The sequence below is a fragment of the Rodentibacter haemolyticus genome (assembly GCF_015356115.1).
In the GTDB taxonomy this organism is placed as follows: Bacteria; Pseudomonadota; Gammaproteobacteria; order Enterobacterales; family Pasteurellaceae; genus Rodentibacter; species Rodentibacter haemolyticus.
The window spans coordinates 991,504-1,010,303 of record NZ_CP063056.1; the positions used below are offsets into that span (position 1 = coordinate 991,504).

Annotated in this window: 15 protein-coding genes, 3 tRNA genes, 1 pseudogene and 1 riboswitch; of the genes and pseudogenes, 13 read left to right on the forward strand and 6 right to left on the reverse strand. The window is 40.1% G+C overall.

Annotation, left to right across the window (positions count from 1 at the left end):
- Positions 1-179 precede the first annotated feature (179 nt).
- Positions 180-938 (reverse strand): glycosyltransferase family 2 protein, encoded by a 759-nt coding sequence (locus IHV77_RS04740; protein ID WP_194812959.1) that lies wholly within the window; start codon positions 936-938, stop codon positions 180-182.
- 61 nt (positions 939-999) lie between these two features.
- Here IHV77_RS04740 and waaA point away from each other — a divergent pair, with 61 nt between their 5' ends.
- The 5 genes from waaA to IHV77_RS04765 all read left to right on the forward strand — a co-directional run bounded on the left by waaA (position 1,000) and on the right by IHV77_RS04765 (position 10,257).
- Positions 1,000-2,283 carry a lipid IV(A) 3-deoxy-D-manno-octulosonic acid transferase gene (gene waaA / locus IHV77_RS04745; protein ID WP_194812960.1) on the forward strand — a complete coding sequence of 428 codons (1,284 nt, stop codon included), beginning with the start codon at positions 1,000-1,002 and terminating at the stop codon, positions 2,281-2,283.
- The gene (gene coaD / locus IHV77_RS04750; protein ID WP_194812961.1) at positions 2,280-2,750 is read left to right on the forward strand and encodes a pantetheine-phosphate adenylyltransferase; all 471 of its coding nucleotides are present in this window, start codon (positions 2,280-2,282) and stop codon (positions 2,748-2,750) included. Before waaA ends, coaD begins: the two co-directional genes overlap by 4 nt.
- Positions 2,747-2,956, forward strand: coding sequence for a YceK/YidQ family lipoprotein (locus IHV77_RS04755; RefSeq protein WP_194812962.1), 210 nt, complete (start codon positions 2,747-2,749; stop codon positions 2,954-2,956). Before coaD ends, IHV77_RS04755 begins: the two co-directional genes overlap by 4 nt.
- Positions 2,957-3,214: 258 nt before the next feature.
- Positions 3,215-5,227, forward strand: a complete 2,013-nt coding sequence (rep, locus tag IHV77_RS04760) for a DNA helicase Rep (protein ID WP_194812963.1) — start codon at positions 3,215-3,217, stop codon at positions 5,225-5,227.
- A 413-nt stretch (positions 5,228-5,640) separates the two neighbouring features.
- Positions 5,641-10,257, forward strand: coding sequence for an exo-alpha-sialidase (locus IHV77_RS04765; RefSeq protein ID WP_194812964.1), 4,617 nt, complete (start codon positions 5,641-5,643; stop codon positions 10,255-10,257).
- 414 nt (positions 10,258-10,671) lie between these two features.
- Here the strand turns inward: IHV77_RS04765 and IHV77_RS11855 are convergent, their stop codons facing one another.
- Genes IHV77_RS11855 through IHV77_RS04775 form a run of 3 tightly spaced genes read right to left on the reverse strand, consistent with a single transcriptional unit; the run spans position 10,672 to position 12,968 of the window.
- Positions 10,672-11,295 (reverse strand): porin family protein, encoded by a 624-nt coding sequence (locus IHV77_RS11855; RefSeq protein WP_228550038.1) that lies wholly within the window; start codon positions 11,293-11,295, stop codon positions 10,672-10,674.
- Positions 11,273-11,782, reverse strand: a complete 510-nt coding sequence (locus tag IHV77_RS11860) for a porin (RefSeq protein ID WP_228550039.1) — start codon at positions 11,780-11,782, stop codon at positions 11,273-11,275. Before IHV77_RS11860 ends, IHV77_RS11855 begins: the two co-directional genes overlap by 23 nt.
- A 52-nt stretch (positions 11,783-11,834) precedes the next feature.
- The gene (locus tag IHV77_RS04775) at positions 11,835-12,968 is read right to left on the reverse strand and encodes an N-acetylneuraminate epimerase (protein WP_408635283.1); all 1,134 of its coding nucleotides are present in this window, start codon (positions 12,966-12,968) and stop codon (positions 11,835-11,837) included.
- A gap of 466 nt (positions 12,969-13,434) precedes the next feature.
- Here IHV77_RS04775 and IHV77_RS04780 point away from each other — a divergent pair.
- The 3 genes from IHV77_RS04780 (at position 13,435) to IHV77_RS04790 (ending at position 13,757) form a co-directional block, all read left to right on the forward strand.
- Positions 13,435-13,528: transfer RNA gene (locus IHV77_RS04780), tRNA-Ser, on the forward strand.
- A 20-nt stretch (positions 13,529-13,548) separates the two neighbouring features.
- Positions 13,549-13,625 (forward strand) — tRNA-Arg (locus IHV77_RS04785).
- Between the two features lie 55 nt (positions 13,626-13,680).
- Positions 13,681-13,757, forward strand: a tRNA-Arg gene (locus tag IHV77_RS04790).
- Positions 13,758-13,817: 60 nt separating this feature from the next.
- Here the strand turns inward: IHV77_RS04790 and IHV77_RS04795 are convergent.
- Both IHV77_RS04795 and nadR read right to left on the reverse strand, forming a co-directional pair.
- On the reverse strand, positions 13,818-14,501 hold the full coding sequence (locus IHV77_RS04795) for a metallophosphoesterase family protein (protein WP_194812966.1): 684 nt from the start codon (positions 14,499-14,501) through the stop codon (positions 13,818-13,820).
- A 1-nt stretch (position 14,502) separates the two neighbouring features.
- Positions 14,503-15,711 (reverse strand): annotated as a pseudogene (gene nadR, locus IHV77_RS04800) (multifunctional transcriptional regulator/nicotinamide-nucleotide adenylyltransferase/ribosylnicotinamide kinase NadR); the annotation flags it as partial.
- 4 nt (positions 15,712-15,715) lie between these two features.
- Positions 15,716-15,892: riboswitch (FMN riboswitch) on the forward strand.
- An 88-nt stretch (positions 15,893-15,980) separates the two neighbouring features.
- On the opposite strand from nadR, the gene ribB reads away from it, so the two are divergent.
- From ribB to IHV77_RS04825, 5 genes are all read left to right on the forward strand, one after another.
- Complete coding sequence (ribB, locus tag IHV77_RS04805) at positions 15,981-16,628, forward strand: 3,4-dihydroxy-2-butanone-4-phosphate synthase (protein ID WP_194812968.1); 648 nt, start codon at positions 15,981-15,983, stop codon at positions 16,626-16,628.
- 125 nt (positions 16,629-16,753) lie between these two features.
- Positions 16,754-17,491 carry a glycosyltransferase family 25 protein gene (locus tag IHV77_RS04810; RefSeq protein WP_194813225.1) on the forward strand — a complete coding sequence of 246 codons (738 nt, stop codon included), beginning with the start codon at positions 16,754-16,756 and terminating at the stop codon, positions 17,489-17,491.
- 86 nt (positions 17,492-17,577) lie between these two features.
- Complete coding sequence (locus IHV77_RS04815) at positions 17,578-17,925, forward strand: helix-turn-helix domain-containing protein (RefSeq protein ID WP_194812934.1); 348 nt, start codon at positions 17,578-17,580, stop codon at positions 17,923-17,925.
- Entirely contained in the window at positions 17,925-18,509 is a 585-nt protein-coding gene (locus IHV77_RS04820; RefSeq protein WP_194812933.1) for a DDE-type integrase/transposase/recombinase, read from the forward strand. Before IHV77_RS04815 ends, IHV77_RS04820 begins: the two co-directional genes overlap by 1 nt.
- Positions 18,499-18,753 carry an IS3 family transposase gene (locus tag IHV77_RS04825; RefSeq protein ID WP_194811622.1) on the forward strand — a complete coding sequence of 85 codons (255 nt, stop codon included), beginning with the start codon at positions 18,499-18,501 and terminating at the stop codon, positions 18,751-18,753. The genes IHV77_RS04820 and IHV77_RS04825 overlap by 11 nt, the downstream gene beginning before the upstream one ends.
- Positions 18,754-18,800 lie beyond the last annotated feature (47 nt).

Sequence of the window (18,800 nt, forward strand, 5' to 3'; positions counted from 1 at the left end):
ATGTGGTATTGTTGTAGCATTTGCACAAAACATTGTAAGGTGCGTTACGGCTTCGCCTAACGACACTCTACCCTAAGAAATCTCGGAGATAAAATTCTCTTTGTGCAACTGATACATAATACCGCTTAATGCAAAAGTGCGGTCAATTTCGACCGCACTTTTTGTCCATTACACCTTTGTTAATGTTGCTCCCGTTCCCACAGATCCGCATATTTTACGAATGTGGAATGGGCGGAAAGCACGGCGAGTAAAAAGCCTTGTTTGCCATCTAGAAATCCGGCCTTAATAATGTACATTTTTACAAAACAGCTAATAGCGTGGGTAATTCCCTGAAGTAGAGTGGCTTTTTTACCTTTCGCTTGGCGTTGATCCGCCCAGGCTTTCGCATAACCTGCCGATTTCACCAAATAATGGTGAATGCTTTTATAAGTGAAATGTTCTAAATCGCCTTTTAATCGCTCGACTTTCGTATCCTTCGGATAACAGACTTTTTCATGAACCAAGGCATCATTATAGCCGGCATAAGCCGTGCGATATAAACGCACGACATAATCAGGATACCAACCGGAGTGGCGGATTTTCCGTCCGAATACTTCGCTAACGCGTGGTAGTTCATACACGGTATTTTCGGTGTTTTTTTGTATTGCCAGCTGAATGGATTCACGTAATTCGGGAGTAATTCGTTCATCGGCATCAAGCCAAAGCACATAATCGCTTGTTACGTATTGTTGGGCAAGTTGGCGTTGTTTACCGAATCCCGGCCAATCTGTATTTTCGTAAAATTTTGCACCATAGCTTAACGCAATTGTTTTCGTGTTATCCGTGCTGCCGGAATCTAAAATCACGATTTCATCCACCCAGTCTTTTACGGTTTCAAGACATTTTGACAAATCTTTTCCTTCGTCTTTTACAATCATTGCAACGCTAATTGTTGGCATCTTTTTATCCCTTTTTTGATATACTAGCCGAAATTTTTCTGAGTATAACCGAATTTCATTTATGTGGCGTTTTTTTTATACCGGCTTGATGTACCTGATTCAGCCATTGGTACTGTTTTTTATGTGGATACGTGGATTTAAAGCTCCGAATTATCGTAAAAGACTGGGCGAGCGTTATGGCTACTATAAGGATTTAACTCGTCCTTCTCCTTATGGAATTGTGGTTCACGCCGCTTCGGTGGGGGAGGTGATCGCTGCCACACCGTTAGTACGCCGTATTCAACAAAATTATCCTCATTTATCGATAACCTTCACTACGGTAACGCCAACCGGATCAGATCGTGTGAAAGCCGCTTTCGGTGATAGCGTGACCCATTGTTATTTGCCTTATGATCTCCCTGATGCAATTAATCGTTTTATTGATTTTATTCAGCCCAAACTTTGCATTGTGATTGAAACGGAGCTTTGGCCGAATTTGATTCATCAACTTCATCGCCGTAATGTGCCGTTTATCGTAGCAAATGCACGTTTGTCGGCGCGTTCGGCAAAAAGGTACGGAAAAGTGCGGTCGAGTTTACAAACAATGTGGTCGCAAATCAGTTTGATTGCGCCACAAGATCAAATTAGCGGAAAACGTTTTTTAACACTGGGCTATCCTGAGTCAAAGCTTAAACTTACCGGTAATATTAAATACGATTTAACCATTAATGCGGAGTTGCTTGAGCAAATTCGGGTTTTGCATGAGCAATGGGTTCAACAACGTCACATTTGGATTGCCGCCAGCACGCATGAAGGTGAAGAAGAAATTATTTTGCAGGCGCATCGGCAACTTTTAAAGAAATATCCCGATTTGCTTTTGTTACTTGTTCCGCGTCATCCGGAGCGTTTTAATTCCGTTGCCGATTTAATTGAAAAAGAAAAATTTCAATTTATCCGCCGTACTTCCGGAGAGCTGCCGATTGCCGATACGCAGGTAATTTTAGGTGATTCAATGGGGGAGCTGATGTTGCTATATGGTATTTCCGATATTGCCTTTGTGGGCGGAAGTCTTGTTAAACAAGGGGGACATAATCCTCTTGAACCTTTAGCATTTAAAATCCCTGTTATCACCGGTAAACATACTTTTAATTTTCCTGAAGTGTTTAGAATGTTGTTAGAAGTGCAGGGAGTGCTTGAGGTGAGTTCTACGGCAGGCGGTTTGGAACGCGCGGTCGAAGCATTACTTAATTCGCCGGAAGGGCGTAAACGTTTCGGTAATGCCGGTTATGAAGTCTTAATTGAAAATCGTGGGGCGTTGCAACGTTTATTAAATTTATTAAAGCCTTATTTGGAGCGCAATGTATGACAACAGTGATTTATCCCGGTACTTTTGATCCTATAACGAACGGACATTTAGACATCATCAAACGAAGTGCGGTCATTTTTCCAAAAGTTTTGGTCGCCGTGGCAAATAGCCCAAGTAAGAGCCCATTGTTTTCTTTGGAAGAACGCGTAGAACTTGTGCGTCAATCCGTTTATCCGCTGTCGAATGTGGAAGTGTTCGGGTTTTCTGATTTATTGGCAAAAGTGATTACGGAGCGTCAGATTTCCGCCATAATTCGTGGTGTGCGCACAACGACGGATTTTGAATATGAACTTCAGCTTGCCGCACTCAATCGTTTATTAACAAATGGCGTAGAAAGTTTATTTTTTCCTCCGGCTGAAAAGTGGGCGTTTGTCTCATCCACTATTGTGCGGGAAATTTATTTACACGGCGGGGATGTGGCGGAACTTGTGCCTGAACCCGTTTTTCAAGCTTTGCAAGCGAAATGAAAACATTAATTTTTTTGACCGCACTTTTTGCCTTATCCGGCTGTGGCACGGTGGTGAAATTGCTCTCTCCTTCAGAAAAGTACACCGCTTATGCCGGCGCTGCTTACGATTTAGAAATGGCGCAGCAATGGGGCTTGCCGATTTTGGATTTACCCTTATCTTTTCTGTTGGATACGGTTTTGTTGCCCTATGCATGGGCGCAGTAATGTGTTATTTCGATAGCGGAATCATTTATCATTCGCACATCTTGCCCTTTTGTGTGTAAAGCTGCGTTTTATATCCTATGTTTTAACAGTTATTACAATAAAAAACGGTATTATTTAGCCGTCTCCAATATTTCTTGGAGTAGGGTGTCGTTAGGCAAAGCCGTAACGCACCGTTTTATCATTAAATCTTGTTGTTGGTGCGTTACCGCTTTGCCTAACGATATCCTACAAATACCGTAAAAACGTTCACTTATTATTATGAAACTTAATTCTCAACAACAACAAGCCGTGGAATATGTGACCGGCCCTTGCCTTGTACTGGCAGGGGCAGGTTCCGGCAAAACACGTGTGATTATTAATAAAATCGCATATTTGATCGCAAAGCGCGGTTATTCTCCACGACAAATTGCCGCCGTTACCTTCACCAACAAAGCAGCCCGAGAAATGAAAGAACGTGTGGCACATTCTATCGGCAAAGAACAATCCAAAGGATTGATGGTATCCACTTTCCATACTCTTGGTTTTGATATTATCAAACGAGAATATAAAGCCCTTGGCTTTAAAGCGAATATGACCTTGTTTGATGAACATGATCAGCTTGCTTTATTAAAGGAGCTCACCGCAGATGTGTTGAAAGAAGATAAAGATTTACTGCGTGAACTGATTTCTGCAATCTCCAACTGGAAAAATGATCTCATTTCACCACAGCAAGCCTTTGTCTTAGCACGTGATGCAAAGTATCAAACTTTCGCTCAATGTTACGAGCGTTATGCCGTGCAAATTCGAGCCTATAATGCGTTAGATTTTGACGATTTGATTATGCTGCCGACTTTATTGTTTAAGCAAAATGAAGAAGTGCGGTCAAAATGGCAAGCGAAAATTCGTTATCTGCTGGTTGATGAATATCAAGACACCAACACCAGTCAATATGAATTGATTAAATTGTTGGTGGGGGAGCGTGTTTGTTTTACCGTGGTGGGTGATGATGATCAATCCATTTATTCGTGGCGTGGCGCGCGCCCGGAAAATATGGTGCGTTTACGTGATGATTTCCCACGCTTACAAGTTATTAAATTGGAGCAAAATTACCGCTCCACTCAACGGATTTTGCATTGTGCCAATATTCTTATCGACAATAATGAGCACGTATTTGATAAAAAACTTTTCTCTACTATCGGCGAAGGAGAAAAATTGCTCGTGATCGAGGCGAAAAATGAAGAACACGAAGCGGAACGTATTGTTGCGGAACTTGTTGCACACCGTTTTAGCCGAAAAACCAAATATAAAGATTACGCCATTTTATACCGTGGAAATCACCAATCCCGTTTGTTGGAAAAAGTGTTAATGCAAAATCGCATTCCATATAAAATTTCCGGCGGCACGTCTTTTTTCTCCCGAACTGAAATCAAGGATATGATGGCGTATTTGCGTTTGGTGGTAAATCAAGATGATGATGCGGCATTTTTACGTATTGTAAACACGCCAAAACGGGAAATCGGAATGGCAACCTTACAAAAACTTGGTGAATTGGCGCAAGAAAAACATATTAGTTTGTTTGATGCTATTTTTGAATTTGAACTCATTCAGCGTATCACCCCAAAAGCCTATGACGCATTGCAAAAATTCGGACGATGGATTGTGGAATTGAATGATGAAGTACAACGCTCTGCTCCGGAACGTGCCGTGCGTGCTATGTTGGCGGCAATTCACTATGAAGAATATTTATATGAATACGCCACCACTCCGAAAGCGGCTGAAATGCAAAGTAAAAATGTGGCGACATTGTTTGATTGGGTGGCGGATATGTTGAAAGGGAACGAAACGGACGAGCCGATGACCTTAAGCCAAGTGGTGGCAAGATTGACACTGCGGGATATGCTTGAGCGAGGCGAAGATGAAGAAAGTACAGATCAGGTTCAATTAATGACCTTACACGCTTCTAAAGGGTTAGAATTTCCCTATGTGTATCTTATCGGTATGGAAGAGGGTATTTTGCCGCATCAAACAAGTATTGACGAAGATAATGTCGAAGAGGAGCGGCGTTTAGCTTATGTGGGGATTACCCGTGCGCAAAAAGAACTGACCTTTTCATTGTGTCGTGAACGCCGTCAGTATGGCGAATTAATTCGTCCGGAACCAAGCCGTTTCTTGGCAGAACTGCCGAATGATGATGTGTTGTGGGAACGTGATAAACCGAAACTCACCACCGTACAGAAGCAGCAACAAACCCAAAGTCAGTTAGATCGTTTACGTGATATTTTAAAGGGGTAGAAGCGTTAAAAGTGCGGTCAAAAATGACCGCACTTTTTGATATTATGCGTGACTATATGGCAAACCGAACCGGACAATTCATCATTTCTCCGATTTTTTAATGCAAGCTACTTCCTTTCGGTTGATGTTCTCCCGTTCCCAATAAATAACGACTATCTATCCAAAGTCCGGTAAATATTCAGATAAATGTAGAACGACACCAAGCATTAACGTCTTGTTATTGTTTACTATACTTACTGATTTTATTTCATTTTTTATCACGGCAAAGATATCAATTCATTCAAAATAATTTTGAGAGATCTATCACAAAATTAAAACTTCATTATTGTTTTCTTTTTGGAGTATTGCAACATTCAGCCGATAATAATTTTGGTTTCTTTTTAACCATTTTATGTTACGTAAGGAGCAACTCTATGAAAAAGTCAACATTTTTCAAAAAAACCGCATTATCTCTTCTAATTTCTTCTGCGATTTTTACCGTAAATCCTGTCGAGGCGGTACATTCAACCGGTATTTTAGATTTCTCGAGTTTGGAAAATTTTGATAGACCTATTGATGTAACTCAGCAATTTAGAGACAAAGGAGTGTTTGGTTTAGGATCCGGTACGGTGACATTTCGCGTAAAACCTAATGGCGGCTTTAATAATTTATTAGGGGTCAGCGATCCGACATCTAATGTACGTTATGCCTCTTTTTATGTGAATACCAAAGGCAATAAAGTACAATATGGGGTGGAATTACGAACCGATACCAATACACGCTTAATTCCAAATAATGAATTGGTTACACCGGAATTGCCGATTACCAATGAATTCAGAACTGTTACCTACGCTTTTGATAAAGTCAATCAAACCATCAAAATTTATGTCGATGGTCAATTACAAAAAAGTACCAATCAATCCAAATTTTTTGAAGATATTTCAGGTTTAACAACGGCAACATTAGGCTCACTGACGCGTGCAAGCTATCCTGCCAATAATTTCTCAGGCTCGATTTATCATGCGGGAGCAACCGATGATGTATTATCCGATGAAGCGGTGGCTCGCTTGCATTCGGATATTGTCGAGCGTCAAAGAGTTGATATTCAGAAAAATGCAGAAAAACTCGCTTTTTTACATGAAAAACGAACCAATATGGGAGCGTTTATGAGTGAAAAAGAAGAATTATTTAAACCCGGGCAAGGCGGAGCAAGAAGTTATCGTATTCCCGGTTTATTTACCACTAAAGATGGCGTGGTCATCGCAGCGATTGATAAACGGAACCAACACGCCAGTGACTGGGGAAATATTGATTTAGCTATTCGCCGTAGTTTAGATGGCGGTATAACTTGGCAAGAAGATCAAGTTGTAATGGATTTGGCGACCCAGCCTTATACTCCGCTCGGTGAGGCTGACTCCGCTTTAGTCATTGACGGAGTGATGACTCAAGATAAAAAGAGCGGTCGAATTTTTATGATGTTTGATATGTTCCCGGAATCAAAAGCTTTATTTGGAATGTTTAATAATTCGCAAGCAAGTTATGAATCTGAAGGTACCGGGCATATTAAAGTCAATGGTAAATGGTATCGAATGCTAACCGATGTCAATGGAGCAAGATATACTGTGCGTGAAGGCGGTATCATTCATAACGCAGCCGGAGAAGCCTTAGATTATCGCGTCGTAGTGGAAGGTGATGCTACACGTTCATTTAAAGATCTCGGTGATATTATTAAAATCAGTACCAATGAACGGCAGGGTAATATTTTTCTACGTTCCAAACGAACGGGTAACGATAGTGGTCCGTTCAACGCTCACTACACCAGTTATTTATGGATGACTTATAGCGATGATAACGGTAAAACTTGGGCGAATCCTGTTGATATTACAACCCAAGTTAAAGCAGATTGGATGCGTTTTCTTGGAACAGGGCCGGGAACGGGGATTCAACTGAAAAATGGTAATCTTATGATTCCTGTTTATTATACTAACCGTCAGAACAAACAATCCGCAGCCGTGATTATCAGTTCCGATGGCGGTAAAACCTGGCAACGTGGCGAATCTCCTAATGATGCTTACTTTGATGAAATGGGTGGATCTCGCTATATTGATAGTAACCAACAAGAGATCACCGAATCGCAAGTTGTTGAAATGAACAACGGTGATATTAAGATGTTCTCTCGTAACCGTACAGGCGCTGTGATTATTTCTACCAGTCATGACGGGGGGATGACTTGGGATAAAAGTGCTCGTTTAAGAGAGGCTGCTTTGCTTGATCCTTATTCGCAAATGTCCGTTATCCATTATTCCAAACTTATTGATGGTAAAGAGTATTTGGTATTTGCAAACCCACACGCAAGTACACGTAGAAACGGGCGGGCTTGGTTGGGTGAAGTTCAGCCGGACGGTTCGATTGAATGGAAATATCATACCACGATTGATGAAGGTACTTATGCTTATAATAGTTTAACTGAATTACCAAATGGCGATATCGGTTTGTTATATGAACAGGTTCAAGGTGAAAACGCAAAATTTGTCCGATTTAACCTTCAAGAACTGTTTTGGAAAAGTAATATGATTTACCGAGACAGCCGCAATACCTCAAACCCAAATGTTTCACTCAACAGTATTGAGGAAGAAACTTATTACAAAATTGGTGATGGTGAAATGGTTAAAGTGGGGGAGGGGATCAATCCCGCTCATTTAGAGGTTCGTGAAGGCATTGCCACACTCAATCAACAAGCCAATGCGGCCGGTGAAAAACAGGCTTATGCTTCCGTCTTGGTGAAAGAAAACGGTACTTTACGGTTAGCAGATAACGAGCAACTTGATCTTAGCAAAATCAATCTTGAAAAAGGAACTCTCGATTTATACGGCCGTGATCTTACCGTTGCCCCACAGGCAAATACTGAAGAGCAAGGATTACGTTCACCGATTATTACGGGAAATATTGTTAATCAGGCTGCAACCGCTGCAACCTTTACTTATAAGCTTAATGGTGAACACCGTATTGTAGGAAAAGTGGGGAATAATCAGGGGGAGCTTAATTTAAATTATCAACCGACAGAAGCTCAAAGTACGTTAATCTTGGAAGGAAATAGCCGACTTAATCAAATTGAAGTGAAAAAAGGTCGCTTAGTTTATGCCGATCATCAACATCAGGCGAAACAGATCCATTTAGCCTCTGACAGCCAAGTGAGTTTACAAAATAATGCCGTATTAAATACGCAAAAAATTTCCTTAGCGGAAAATGCAATACTTTCTATTGAATCGGATCAAATGGTACAACTCAATACGAATACGGAAGGTGAAGGGCATTTGATTAAAACGGGTAATGGTTATGCCAAAGTCAGCGGTGAATTAAACCACACAGGAAAAACGCAAGTTACCGGCGGTATTTTTGAGTTAAATGGCAATATTCACCAAAGTGCGGTCAGTTTTTCAGGTAATTCTGTTCTAACAGGGCAGGGTGGGATAGGCGGAACATTAACGTTATCACAAGGTAGTCGTGTTCAACCGACCCTGTACGTTGCGAGCCCACAAGAATTTAATGGTAATCGATTAACGCTTAATCATTTGAATAACCAAGGGGGGAGCTTTATATTGACGGTGAATAATGATAGTGAACAAATTAAGAATTGGCGGCACGATCAAGTATTAATTAAAGGTAAGTTAGAAAGCGATCAACCTATTCCTGTGGATATTCAATTATTAAATACCCACTTAGGTAATTCCGATAGTAACAATAACGGGCGTTATGATGCCGATGAGGGTATTTCGCTTATCCAAGTTAAAGATCCTAACGGGTTACAAAAATTGGCATTACGTCGGGTTCTTAGCCTAGAACGGAGTGCGGGTTTACACCCGTTGACGCTTGTTAGTGTTGAAGCAGGCATGTCAGCGGCCGCAGATAACCAAATGAGTGAAACGGCTAATTCTGATTTTACCGATTTCCGCTTACAAAATATGATGATTGATGAAACTGGTCAACCGTTAGAGCCCGTGATTAGAAAACCTAAACCTGTTGAGCCAACCCCACCTGTGGTAGAGAAACCTATTCAATCGGCTGAAGCAACACCACCAGTGGTGGAAAAACCTGTTGAGCCTATTGAACAGGAACCTTCTTCAACAAAACCAAGCCGACCTGCCGTGTTAGCCCAAGTCCCTTCTTATATTGTGTCTAACACTGCACTTTATCATCAAGGTAATCTCATTCAGGGAATGTTCCAAGATAATCTTGATTTAAAACACAAGCACGGGCTTTATGTTATTCAATCCCATACCAAACACCGTTATCACAATGATCTCGGCTTTACAAATTATGGATATCATTATAAGTCTTCCCAAAATACCACGTTATTAGGCGGTTATGTTTCTCTCGACGAGCATAGCGAACTGCATTCCGCACTTGCCTTTAGCAAGCAAAATGTTGAACCGCAAGCGGCGGACGGATACAGCAAAGCCAAATATAAAACGGTTTCTGCATTAGCTGCTTTAAATAATCGTTGGGATAATTGGTTATTTAAAGTTGGAGCAGGCTATCATCATCACCGTGGGGATATTTCTACTGCCCAACAAAAAGAGATAAGCTCCGTTAAAGCATATCAATTCCAGTTATTCGGACAATTGGGTTATGATATTCCATTTGGAAAATTCAGCTTCACCCCAACAACAGCTTTGAGTTATCAATATCTGCATAATAATGTGAAAGATAGAGAAAACGGTTGGAAAATTGATAGTCAAAACTACCGTGTATTTACCCAGCAACTGGGGACATATTTGAATTGGAAAGGGGAAAAATTAGCCTTAAAAGCAGGGGTATTCTATGAATATAACCATAGCAATAATCCGAAATTAATTATTGCCCCAACAGTCAATCAAAGTGAAACCTTTGCGATAAGTAAATTGGGAAATGCTATGCTTTATAAGGTGGCGGCAACAGTGAATGTTACATCAAATTTAACCTTTGGCTTACAAGTCAGTTATCGCCAAGCGTTATCCCAAGCTAAGCTAAAACAAACCAATGTTTTAGGAAAATTGGAATATCGATTCTGATTCCCCCTTATCGCTCACTAAAACAAAACCACCCTGATTAGGGTGGTTTAATTTTATGTATAGTAGATAAAGATGTTGTTTTATTAAATAGTAGAGAATGATTTTATTTAAAGGATTTTTATAAACAAGATCATTAAATTTTTCATAAATAGATTAATTTTCCTAAATTGAGTTAAATTATGCCTATAGAGATTATTTTATGGATTTACTTCAATATTTTTATCAATATATTTTCTTTATTTCCCTATCTTTAATTTGGCTTTTCTAAGTTGTGAAATAATTTCTATCTCTTGATTAACTCGGTAAAAATTGAAACTATTTTTTTTTAATTTTTACTATACCTCAATACATAAAAAAGCGGCTAATCACAATAGAGAATGATTAGCCGAAATTTACTAGCAGCAATTATTTTTATTAGAATTTAATACGTGTACCTAACACTAAACGATGATTTTTAAATTTACCATCAGCTAAAGCAGAGTGTTTCACCTGTCCGGAACCGCCTTCAAGGTAAACAGAAACAAATTTATTAAATTTATGGTCAGCACCAATCATCCAACCGCGCATTTTGTATTTCTCAGCAACATTTGCTTTCTGTGCTTGAGCAAAATAGTATTCGGAATAAACCGCATTTTTTGGTGTAACCTGTACTTTTAAGCCCAATTGGAAGCGATTATTTTTGTTGAAAGGCCCGCCCGCATTAGCGATTTTTTGGAAGCCGATATTTTTTGAATCGTGGTCTTTATTCGCTTTACCATAAGCCCAATCTAAACCGACGCTAACCAATTTATAAGTGACATCAAAACCTACACCGGCACGAACTAAATCATATTCGTCAGTTTTAAAACCTGTATCAGATTGTTTCACTTTGGTATAGCCGGAACCGAAACGAACCGCAATATCGTCCCATTTTCCATCATAGAATAAACCGACACCATAGCCTTGACCTTCATCCCAAACGGAGTTACCGCTTGATTTCCGCACGGTTTTTTCTACTCCATTTGCATCTTTTACTTTAACTTCTTTGATCTCGAACACCGATATAATAATCCGCCGCAAAACGAACACCGGCAAACTTAGCAGACATAAAGTGTACCGCTTTTTTATGTTGATCTAAGAATACGTTACCACCCCATTCGTAAGTATAATTTGCTTTTGGAATGTGATCCCCTAAGGTTAATTGACGACCAAAGGTGAGCGTACCGATTTCAGGATGAGTAAATCCCCCGAATACACGTTTAGCATGTAAATCATTGGCGAAATTACCACCACTTGAAAAACGCATTTCAACGGCAGCTAATGCTGAAAATCCTTGACCAATCTCTTGGAAGGCGCGAACGCGAAAGCGAGAGCCTTCATCGTACAGATCCGTACGTTTATTTTTTTCATTGCGAAGTTCTAAGCTGGCACGGCCATCAATGTCAATTTTCGTGCCAAGATCTTTATTTTCATAAACGACAACAGCATTTGCGGCAGAACTTGCAGCCATTGCAGCAACAGCCAAAGCAATAATTGTTTTTTTCATAATGATTTCCTCATGGTTGATTGAAATTAACTACGTAATAAAGAAAGAGTGATTATTCAATGGTTAATGTTTTGCCGTCATAACTTAAGGTTTGCACCGTTGTTAATGCCTTACCCCCGTCGGTTTCACCACCGATCAGCAACACTTTATTGTCATAGCCGATGCTCACTCCATAGCCGATACCTGCCGGTAACTCACCAATAATTTTCCATTTGTTATTGTTGAGTGCATACACTTCTTTATGCCATGCTTTTTTCAATCCCTGATGAGCAAATAATTTCCCCTCTTTGAACTGTTTAGTTGAGCCAGGGAAGTTCGCTCCGCCGGTTACCACATAATAACCGTTGGTATATCCGCCCATTGCACCGGCTAACCCATCTTGTGTCTGACCTTTTGGTGCCGGTAAATCACCCAAGGCTTTCCATTTCACGCCTTTTTTAGTAATTGTTCCTTGCTCTGTTGCGGCAGTACGCAATCCCGGTTTGATTTCACCATTTATAACGAGAAGATCATTGCCTTTAATAGCAAATGCTGCACCGGCACGTGGTGGGAATGGGAATACGCCCTCGTTGTACCATTTATTAGTTGCCGGTTGATAGCTGAATAATTCCGGAGTGAAGAAATAGTCTTGAGGACGTTGATCAAAATACGGATCCATCACCGCTTTTTGTTTTGCTTTATCATCACCTGCAGCTGTGTAATCTTGGAAATAACCGTTAAAAATAGCTTCGTTTACGCCACCGATTAAATAAATTTTATCTTGAGAACTCACCGCACTTGCGCCCACAATACCACGTGGTGAATGTGTCGGAAGTTTTGTCCAAGTGTTATCTGCCGGGTTATAACTATAGGCATCATTTACTAACTGTAATTCGCCTTTTTCATTTTTTTGTAAACCACCGAACACGTATAATTTGCCATCAATTGCGGCCGCGACAGGTTGGTTACGATCGCCACCGGGGAATGCTGCAATTTCTTGCCATTGCGCATCCTTTTCTTTCAAGTTTAATGAGAAGAATTTGTTACCACCCGTGCCTAACCCTACATAAACCGTATCATTGATTAAAGCGCCTGCACCGCTTTTGATTCCGATTGGTAAATCCGGGTATTGGGCAGCCTGTGCCGCTGAAAATGCAGCAAATGAGATCGCAGCTAATACTGCAGCAGATAAAGTTGATTTTTTCATATAGCACCTCATTGAGAGATTAATAATTTGCCTATCTTTAAAACAACATTGAAGGGCGCTTTTAAATTGAAAGAGAAATCAATACTGTGAATCGCACGAAATCCCTTTTCTTTTATTACAGCATTAATAAATTTGGTATGAATTGCAATGAACTCCAAAACAGAGAAGATCAGCACTAAGGCGTTTAATAAGATGAGGCTATATTACGGAGTGAAAAATTAATATTCAACAATAATTTGAAGTGAATTTTCAGAAATGAGAGATTGATCACAAATTTACAACATACTTTTTATAAAATAAGAATAATTCTTAAACAATAAAAGTGCGGTTAGAAAAAACAATGTTTTAAATAACCGCACTTTATTTACACAATATGAAGATAAAATATTCAACTGAATTATCTTTTTCAAAAAAGGGTTTGACATCTTTTTAAAAAAACGTATTATACCGCCCACACACCGATTGTGGTGAGATGGCCGAGTAGGCTGAAGGCGCTCCCCTGCTAAGGGAGTATGGGGTCAAAAACTCCATCGAGGGTTCGAATCCCTCTCTCACCGCCATTTGTGCTTTTATTTATTCTGCACCCGTAGCTCAGCTGGATAGAGTACTCGGCTACGAACCGAGCGGTCAGAGGTTCGAATCCTCTCGGGTGCGCCATTTTAAAACGGCTCTATCTTCTTAGAATGGTGATGAATAATTAAAAGACGACTACGCACCCGTAGCTCAGCTGGATAGAGTACTCGGCTACGAACCGAGCGGTCAAAGGTTCGAATCCTTTCGGGTGCGCCATTTCTATTTTTATATTATCTTAATTCTCTCATTTTTTTTGATGTCTCATTATTCGGTATTTTATCTGCCTTCTCTGTTATCAATCGTTTTTAGCAAATATTGCCCGTTGACGTCCGCTAAACTACGGAATCCGACATTTGTGATTTTGTAAGCATATTTTGTTTGATAAATCACATTATCGTGATGATGGCCGTGGAAAATATGTTTTATTCCCATTTTTTCGGCTAAATCATTGATCACCTGAAATCCCATAGGATGCGGTTTTGGTGCTTCGTGACAAATTAAAATATCGGCTTGTTTATTCTCAAGTACTTCAATATCGGAAGGGAAAATCGAGGTGCGATGGCGTAATGGTACGCCGCCACGCCAGATTTTTTCTTGTGAACTGTATTGACAATAATGAATGGGATCAAAAAACATCGGGCGATTTGGCGGCATCCAAATTTGCCCACGGAATACGCCGCCGAGACCTGCAATGCGCACGCCTTGAACATTCTCTACACGGTTGTGTAAATTCCGTGTTTTCCATTCACTCCCCCAAATTGCATCGAAAGCGGCAACGGTATTACTGTCATGATTGCCATGAATGAACCAAATATCACAATATCGTGCCAATTTTTCTAATTCGTCAGGCGAAGAAAGCTGTAAGTCACCCAGAATAATCAGGGCAACATCGTCATTTGCTTTAACGAAAGGATAGAGATGCTCATAACTGCCATGAGGGTCGCCGGCGAATAGAATCATATCATTTACTCTTTAAAACTGTCGGACCGTTTTGTAAATCGTCCAATTCTTCCTCGTTTAACACTTTTTCAATGACTGATTTCACTTGGTTATAACGCTCGAAATAACTTGGCGAGTTAATTTCAATGTAAGGAACTTTATATTTATCCAACAATTTCTTGAGAAGCTGCTGAAACTGCTGACGCTGTTTTTTCGACCCTAAACTGCGTAAGCCATCATCCACCCATTCAGTATTGTTTTTCAACAAAATAGTGATATCAAACGGATATTCTTTAATCATTGAATCTAAGAAAGGGTGAGCTTTACCCTCATATTGAATACAAAATGCCTGCGTGGTAATGAAATCCGTATCAATAAAAGCAATTTTGTGTGCATGGCGAACGGCATAGTCAATATAACGTTGATGTCCAAGTGCCATTTGCGGATAGTCGGAATATTGCATCGCCTGCTCATCACCGCCCAGTTTTTCAAACACAAATTCACGCCCGTATTCCCAGGCGGAAGTCGTATTAAAAACGGCAGCGAGCTTATTGACTAACACGGTTTTTCCACTGCTTTCACCGCCTAAAATAGCAACGGTTTTCGCAAAGAACGGGCGTACTTCCTTCGGAATAAATTTCCAATATTGAAAAGGGGTTGTGCGGATTTTCGTCGCAGATACATTAAAGAAAGTGCGGTCAGGATCCACTAAAGAAACCTCCAAACCCAAATATTTTTCATAAGGGGATTTATCTTGCGGTTCGCTACTGAATACAACGGAAGGTTCAAATCCTTTTTCTTTAAATAAAACTTTTACCGCATCACTCCAAGATTGCCAACCGTTCGGATAGCTTGGGATACCGTCTTCAATTAAATGATGAATAAAAATCTGATTTTTCTGATATTTGAAAATTTGCTGCATCCAGCGCAGTCGATCTTGCACTGTCGGCATTCGCTTCATTTTACTGTCATAAAACAGTTTTAAATCACGTTCGGTATCGCTGCACACAATCACGTGTAATTCGTCAACTTTACTGAATGCTTCATAAATCATATTAATATGACCGGTATGGACAGGATAAAATTTTCCAAAGATAACACCGACTTTTTTCTCTTTCGCTGCAGACATAGTTCACTTTTTTATTGCACAAAATTGAGTGTCGCTATTGTAGGCGAAATGAAAATATTTTTCACGTTCTGATTTTGCACCTCCGCATTTTACGTTATACTTAGTCCCGCATTCTCAGGGCAGGGTGAAATTCCCTACCGGTGGTAAAGCCCACGAGCGCTTAAAAGTGCGGTCAATTTTTAGTTAAATTTTCTTGTGAAATTGTTCCGCTTTTACTTTTAAGGTTAGCAGATTTGGTGAAATTCCAAAGCCGACAGTAAAGTCTGGATGAAAGAGAATAAAACGGATTGGATTCCCAACCCGTTCTTTTTATTTGTATTTCTCAGCCCTGATTCTGGTTAATTTTAATCTAAGAAATAAAGGAAATTACGATGAATCAGTCAATTTTATCCCCATTCGGCGCAACCGCTGAAGCACGTGTACTGAATGCTATCAACGCATTCAAGAATGGCAACGGTGTATTGGTATTGGACGATGAAGATCGCGAAAATGAAGGTGATTTAATCTTTCCAGCCGAAACCATCACATCAGAACAAATGGCAAAATTAATTCGTTACGGTAGCGGTATTGTATGTTTATGTATCACTGAAGAATTATGCCAGCAGCTTGATTTACCGCCGATGGTAGAGAATAACAGCAGTGTTAATAAAACGGCGTTTACTGTGACGATTGAAGCCGCTAAAGGAGTTTCTACCGGTGTGTCCGCAGCCGATCGCGTAACCACGATTCAAGCTGCGATCGCAGACGGCGCAAAACCGCAAGACTTACATCGACCGGGGCACGTTTTTCCACTTCGCGCTACAAATGGCGGAGTATTGGCACGCCGTGGACATACCGAGGCTTCCGTAGATCTTGCTCGACTTGCCGGCTTTAAACCTGCCGGGGTGATTTGTGAAATCACTAATGATGACGGCTCGATGGCACGCGCCCCCGAAATCATTGCATTTGCCCAAAAATTTGGCTATGTGGTCTTAACGATTGAAGATTTAGTGGAATATCGTTTAGCACACAATATTTAATTTCAGTCAAAGTGCGGTTAAAATTCAACGTGATTTTTAACCGCATTTTTCGATAATATGCTGGTGTGTTTTTATATTTAGGATGATTTTATGCACAATACAATACAAAACAACACAATTACGTTATTAGCCTAACCACAGAGACAAAACGCCGAAAACATATTGAACAAGAATTTGGTAAGCAAAATATTCCTTTTGTATTCTTTGATGCGATTACACCTGAACGCATTGAAGAAATCGCTAAACAATTTAGCATCACCCTTGATCGCTCTTCCAAGGCAAAATTGTCGGACGGCGAGATTGCTTGTGCATTAAGCCATATCGCCCTATGGAATTTCGCACTAGAAAATGATCTGGATTATATTAATATCTTTGAGGATGACATTCATTTGGGTGAAAATGTCAAGGCATTATTAGAGGTCGATTATCTTCCTCTGGATGTTGATGTGCTGAAATTAGAAGCCAATGGCAAAATGATTTTTAAAAAGCCGACAGTGATAAAGTGTGGACGAAATATTTATCCTCTGACCTTTAAACAATCAGGTACGGCAGGTTATACCGTTACGCATAAAGGGGCGAAATATTTACTTGAGCAGGTGAAAAATAAACCACTTGAACTTGCGATTGATTCACTAATTTTTGAAGATTTTTTGAACTTAAAAGATTATAAGATTATGCAACTTTCACCAGCAATTTGTGTTCAAGATTTTATTATCAATAGCGTCCCCTTTGAAAGTAGTTTGAAGAAAGGTCGTGCAGCGGTTTCCGGTAACCAAAAGAAAGCCTCATTATTAGAAAAAATCAGAAATGAATTTATAAGAGTAAAACGAAAACTATTTATGAAACAGGTACCTTTTAAATGATAAAGAGCGATCAAAATTGACCGCACTTTGATCTGCTCCCCAAAAGTTGGACATTCAAACCAACAAATTAAGGAGCAGATTCTTTTATGGGCAAACATTATTCAACAGACTTTAAATTAAACATCGTTAAAATGATAGGAAACGACCAATTAGGTATCCGAGAAGCGGCAGAACGCTACCATATCTCAAGCCATGCCTCTATCGTAAATTGGTTGCAACGTTTCCAAAAACAAGGTATGAACGGGCTTATTCGCCAACCTAATAAGGGATATTCACAAAAAATGAAAAAATATGATGGTTCGGAGACGGTCAAAGACCTGACGGATAGAAATGCGCTTTTAAAACGAATAGAATACCTTGAAGCGGAAAATGATGTGCTAAAAAAGTTAAAAGCCTTGCGGGAGCAGAAAGTCAAAAGGAAAAAAGGGTCATAGTGAATGCCTTAAGACATAGGCATCGCTTGCCCCTGTTATTGCAAATTCTGTCCTTATCCCGTTCAACTTATTACTATAAAACGACTGCGCAGGATAATACCCGGATTCGACAGCGAATTTTACAGCTTCATCAAGATAATGAAGGGAGGGACGGCTATCGGATGTTACGGGTGAAGTTACGTAAGGAAGGGCTTTTTCTAAGCGGTAAAACCGTGCTTTCACATATGCAAGCCCTGAATATTCGCTCTTGTGTCAAAGTGAAACGTTGTAGGAAAGGCGGGAAAACAAGCTACGTTGCCCCGAATCTTCTGGCCGGCAATTTTAGTGCGAAGAAACTGAAGCAGAAATTCGTGACGGATGTCACCGAGTTTCGGGTGGGGAAAGAAAAGTTGTATTTATCACCGATGATGGATTTGGCGAATAGAGAAATTATCGCCTATCAAATAGGGAGACGACCTTCCTTTGCCTTGGTGAGCGGTATGCTCAAGAAAACCTTGGCACAATTAAGCCGGGAAGATTTACCGATAATCCATAGTGAAAGGCACGCTTTATGGGCTGAAACGTTGGCGGGAATTGCTTCTTAGAGAAGATGGCACGCCTTATGCGATTCAGAGTATGAGTCGTCGGGGTAATTGCTATGATAATGCGGTAATGGAAAGTTTCTTTAGTTTATTGAAATCAGAAGCTTTTTACCCTAAACAATTTAGTCATATTGATGAGTTGGAGCAGGCGCTTCACCGTTATATTCGTTATTACAATGAGAAACGGATTAAATTAGGTTTAAAAAATTTGAGCCCTGTGGATTACAGGACTCAATATTTAAGTTAAATTATCTGTCCAGATTTTGGGGTGCAGATCAAAGTGCGGTCATTTCT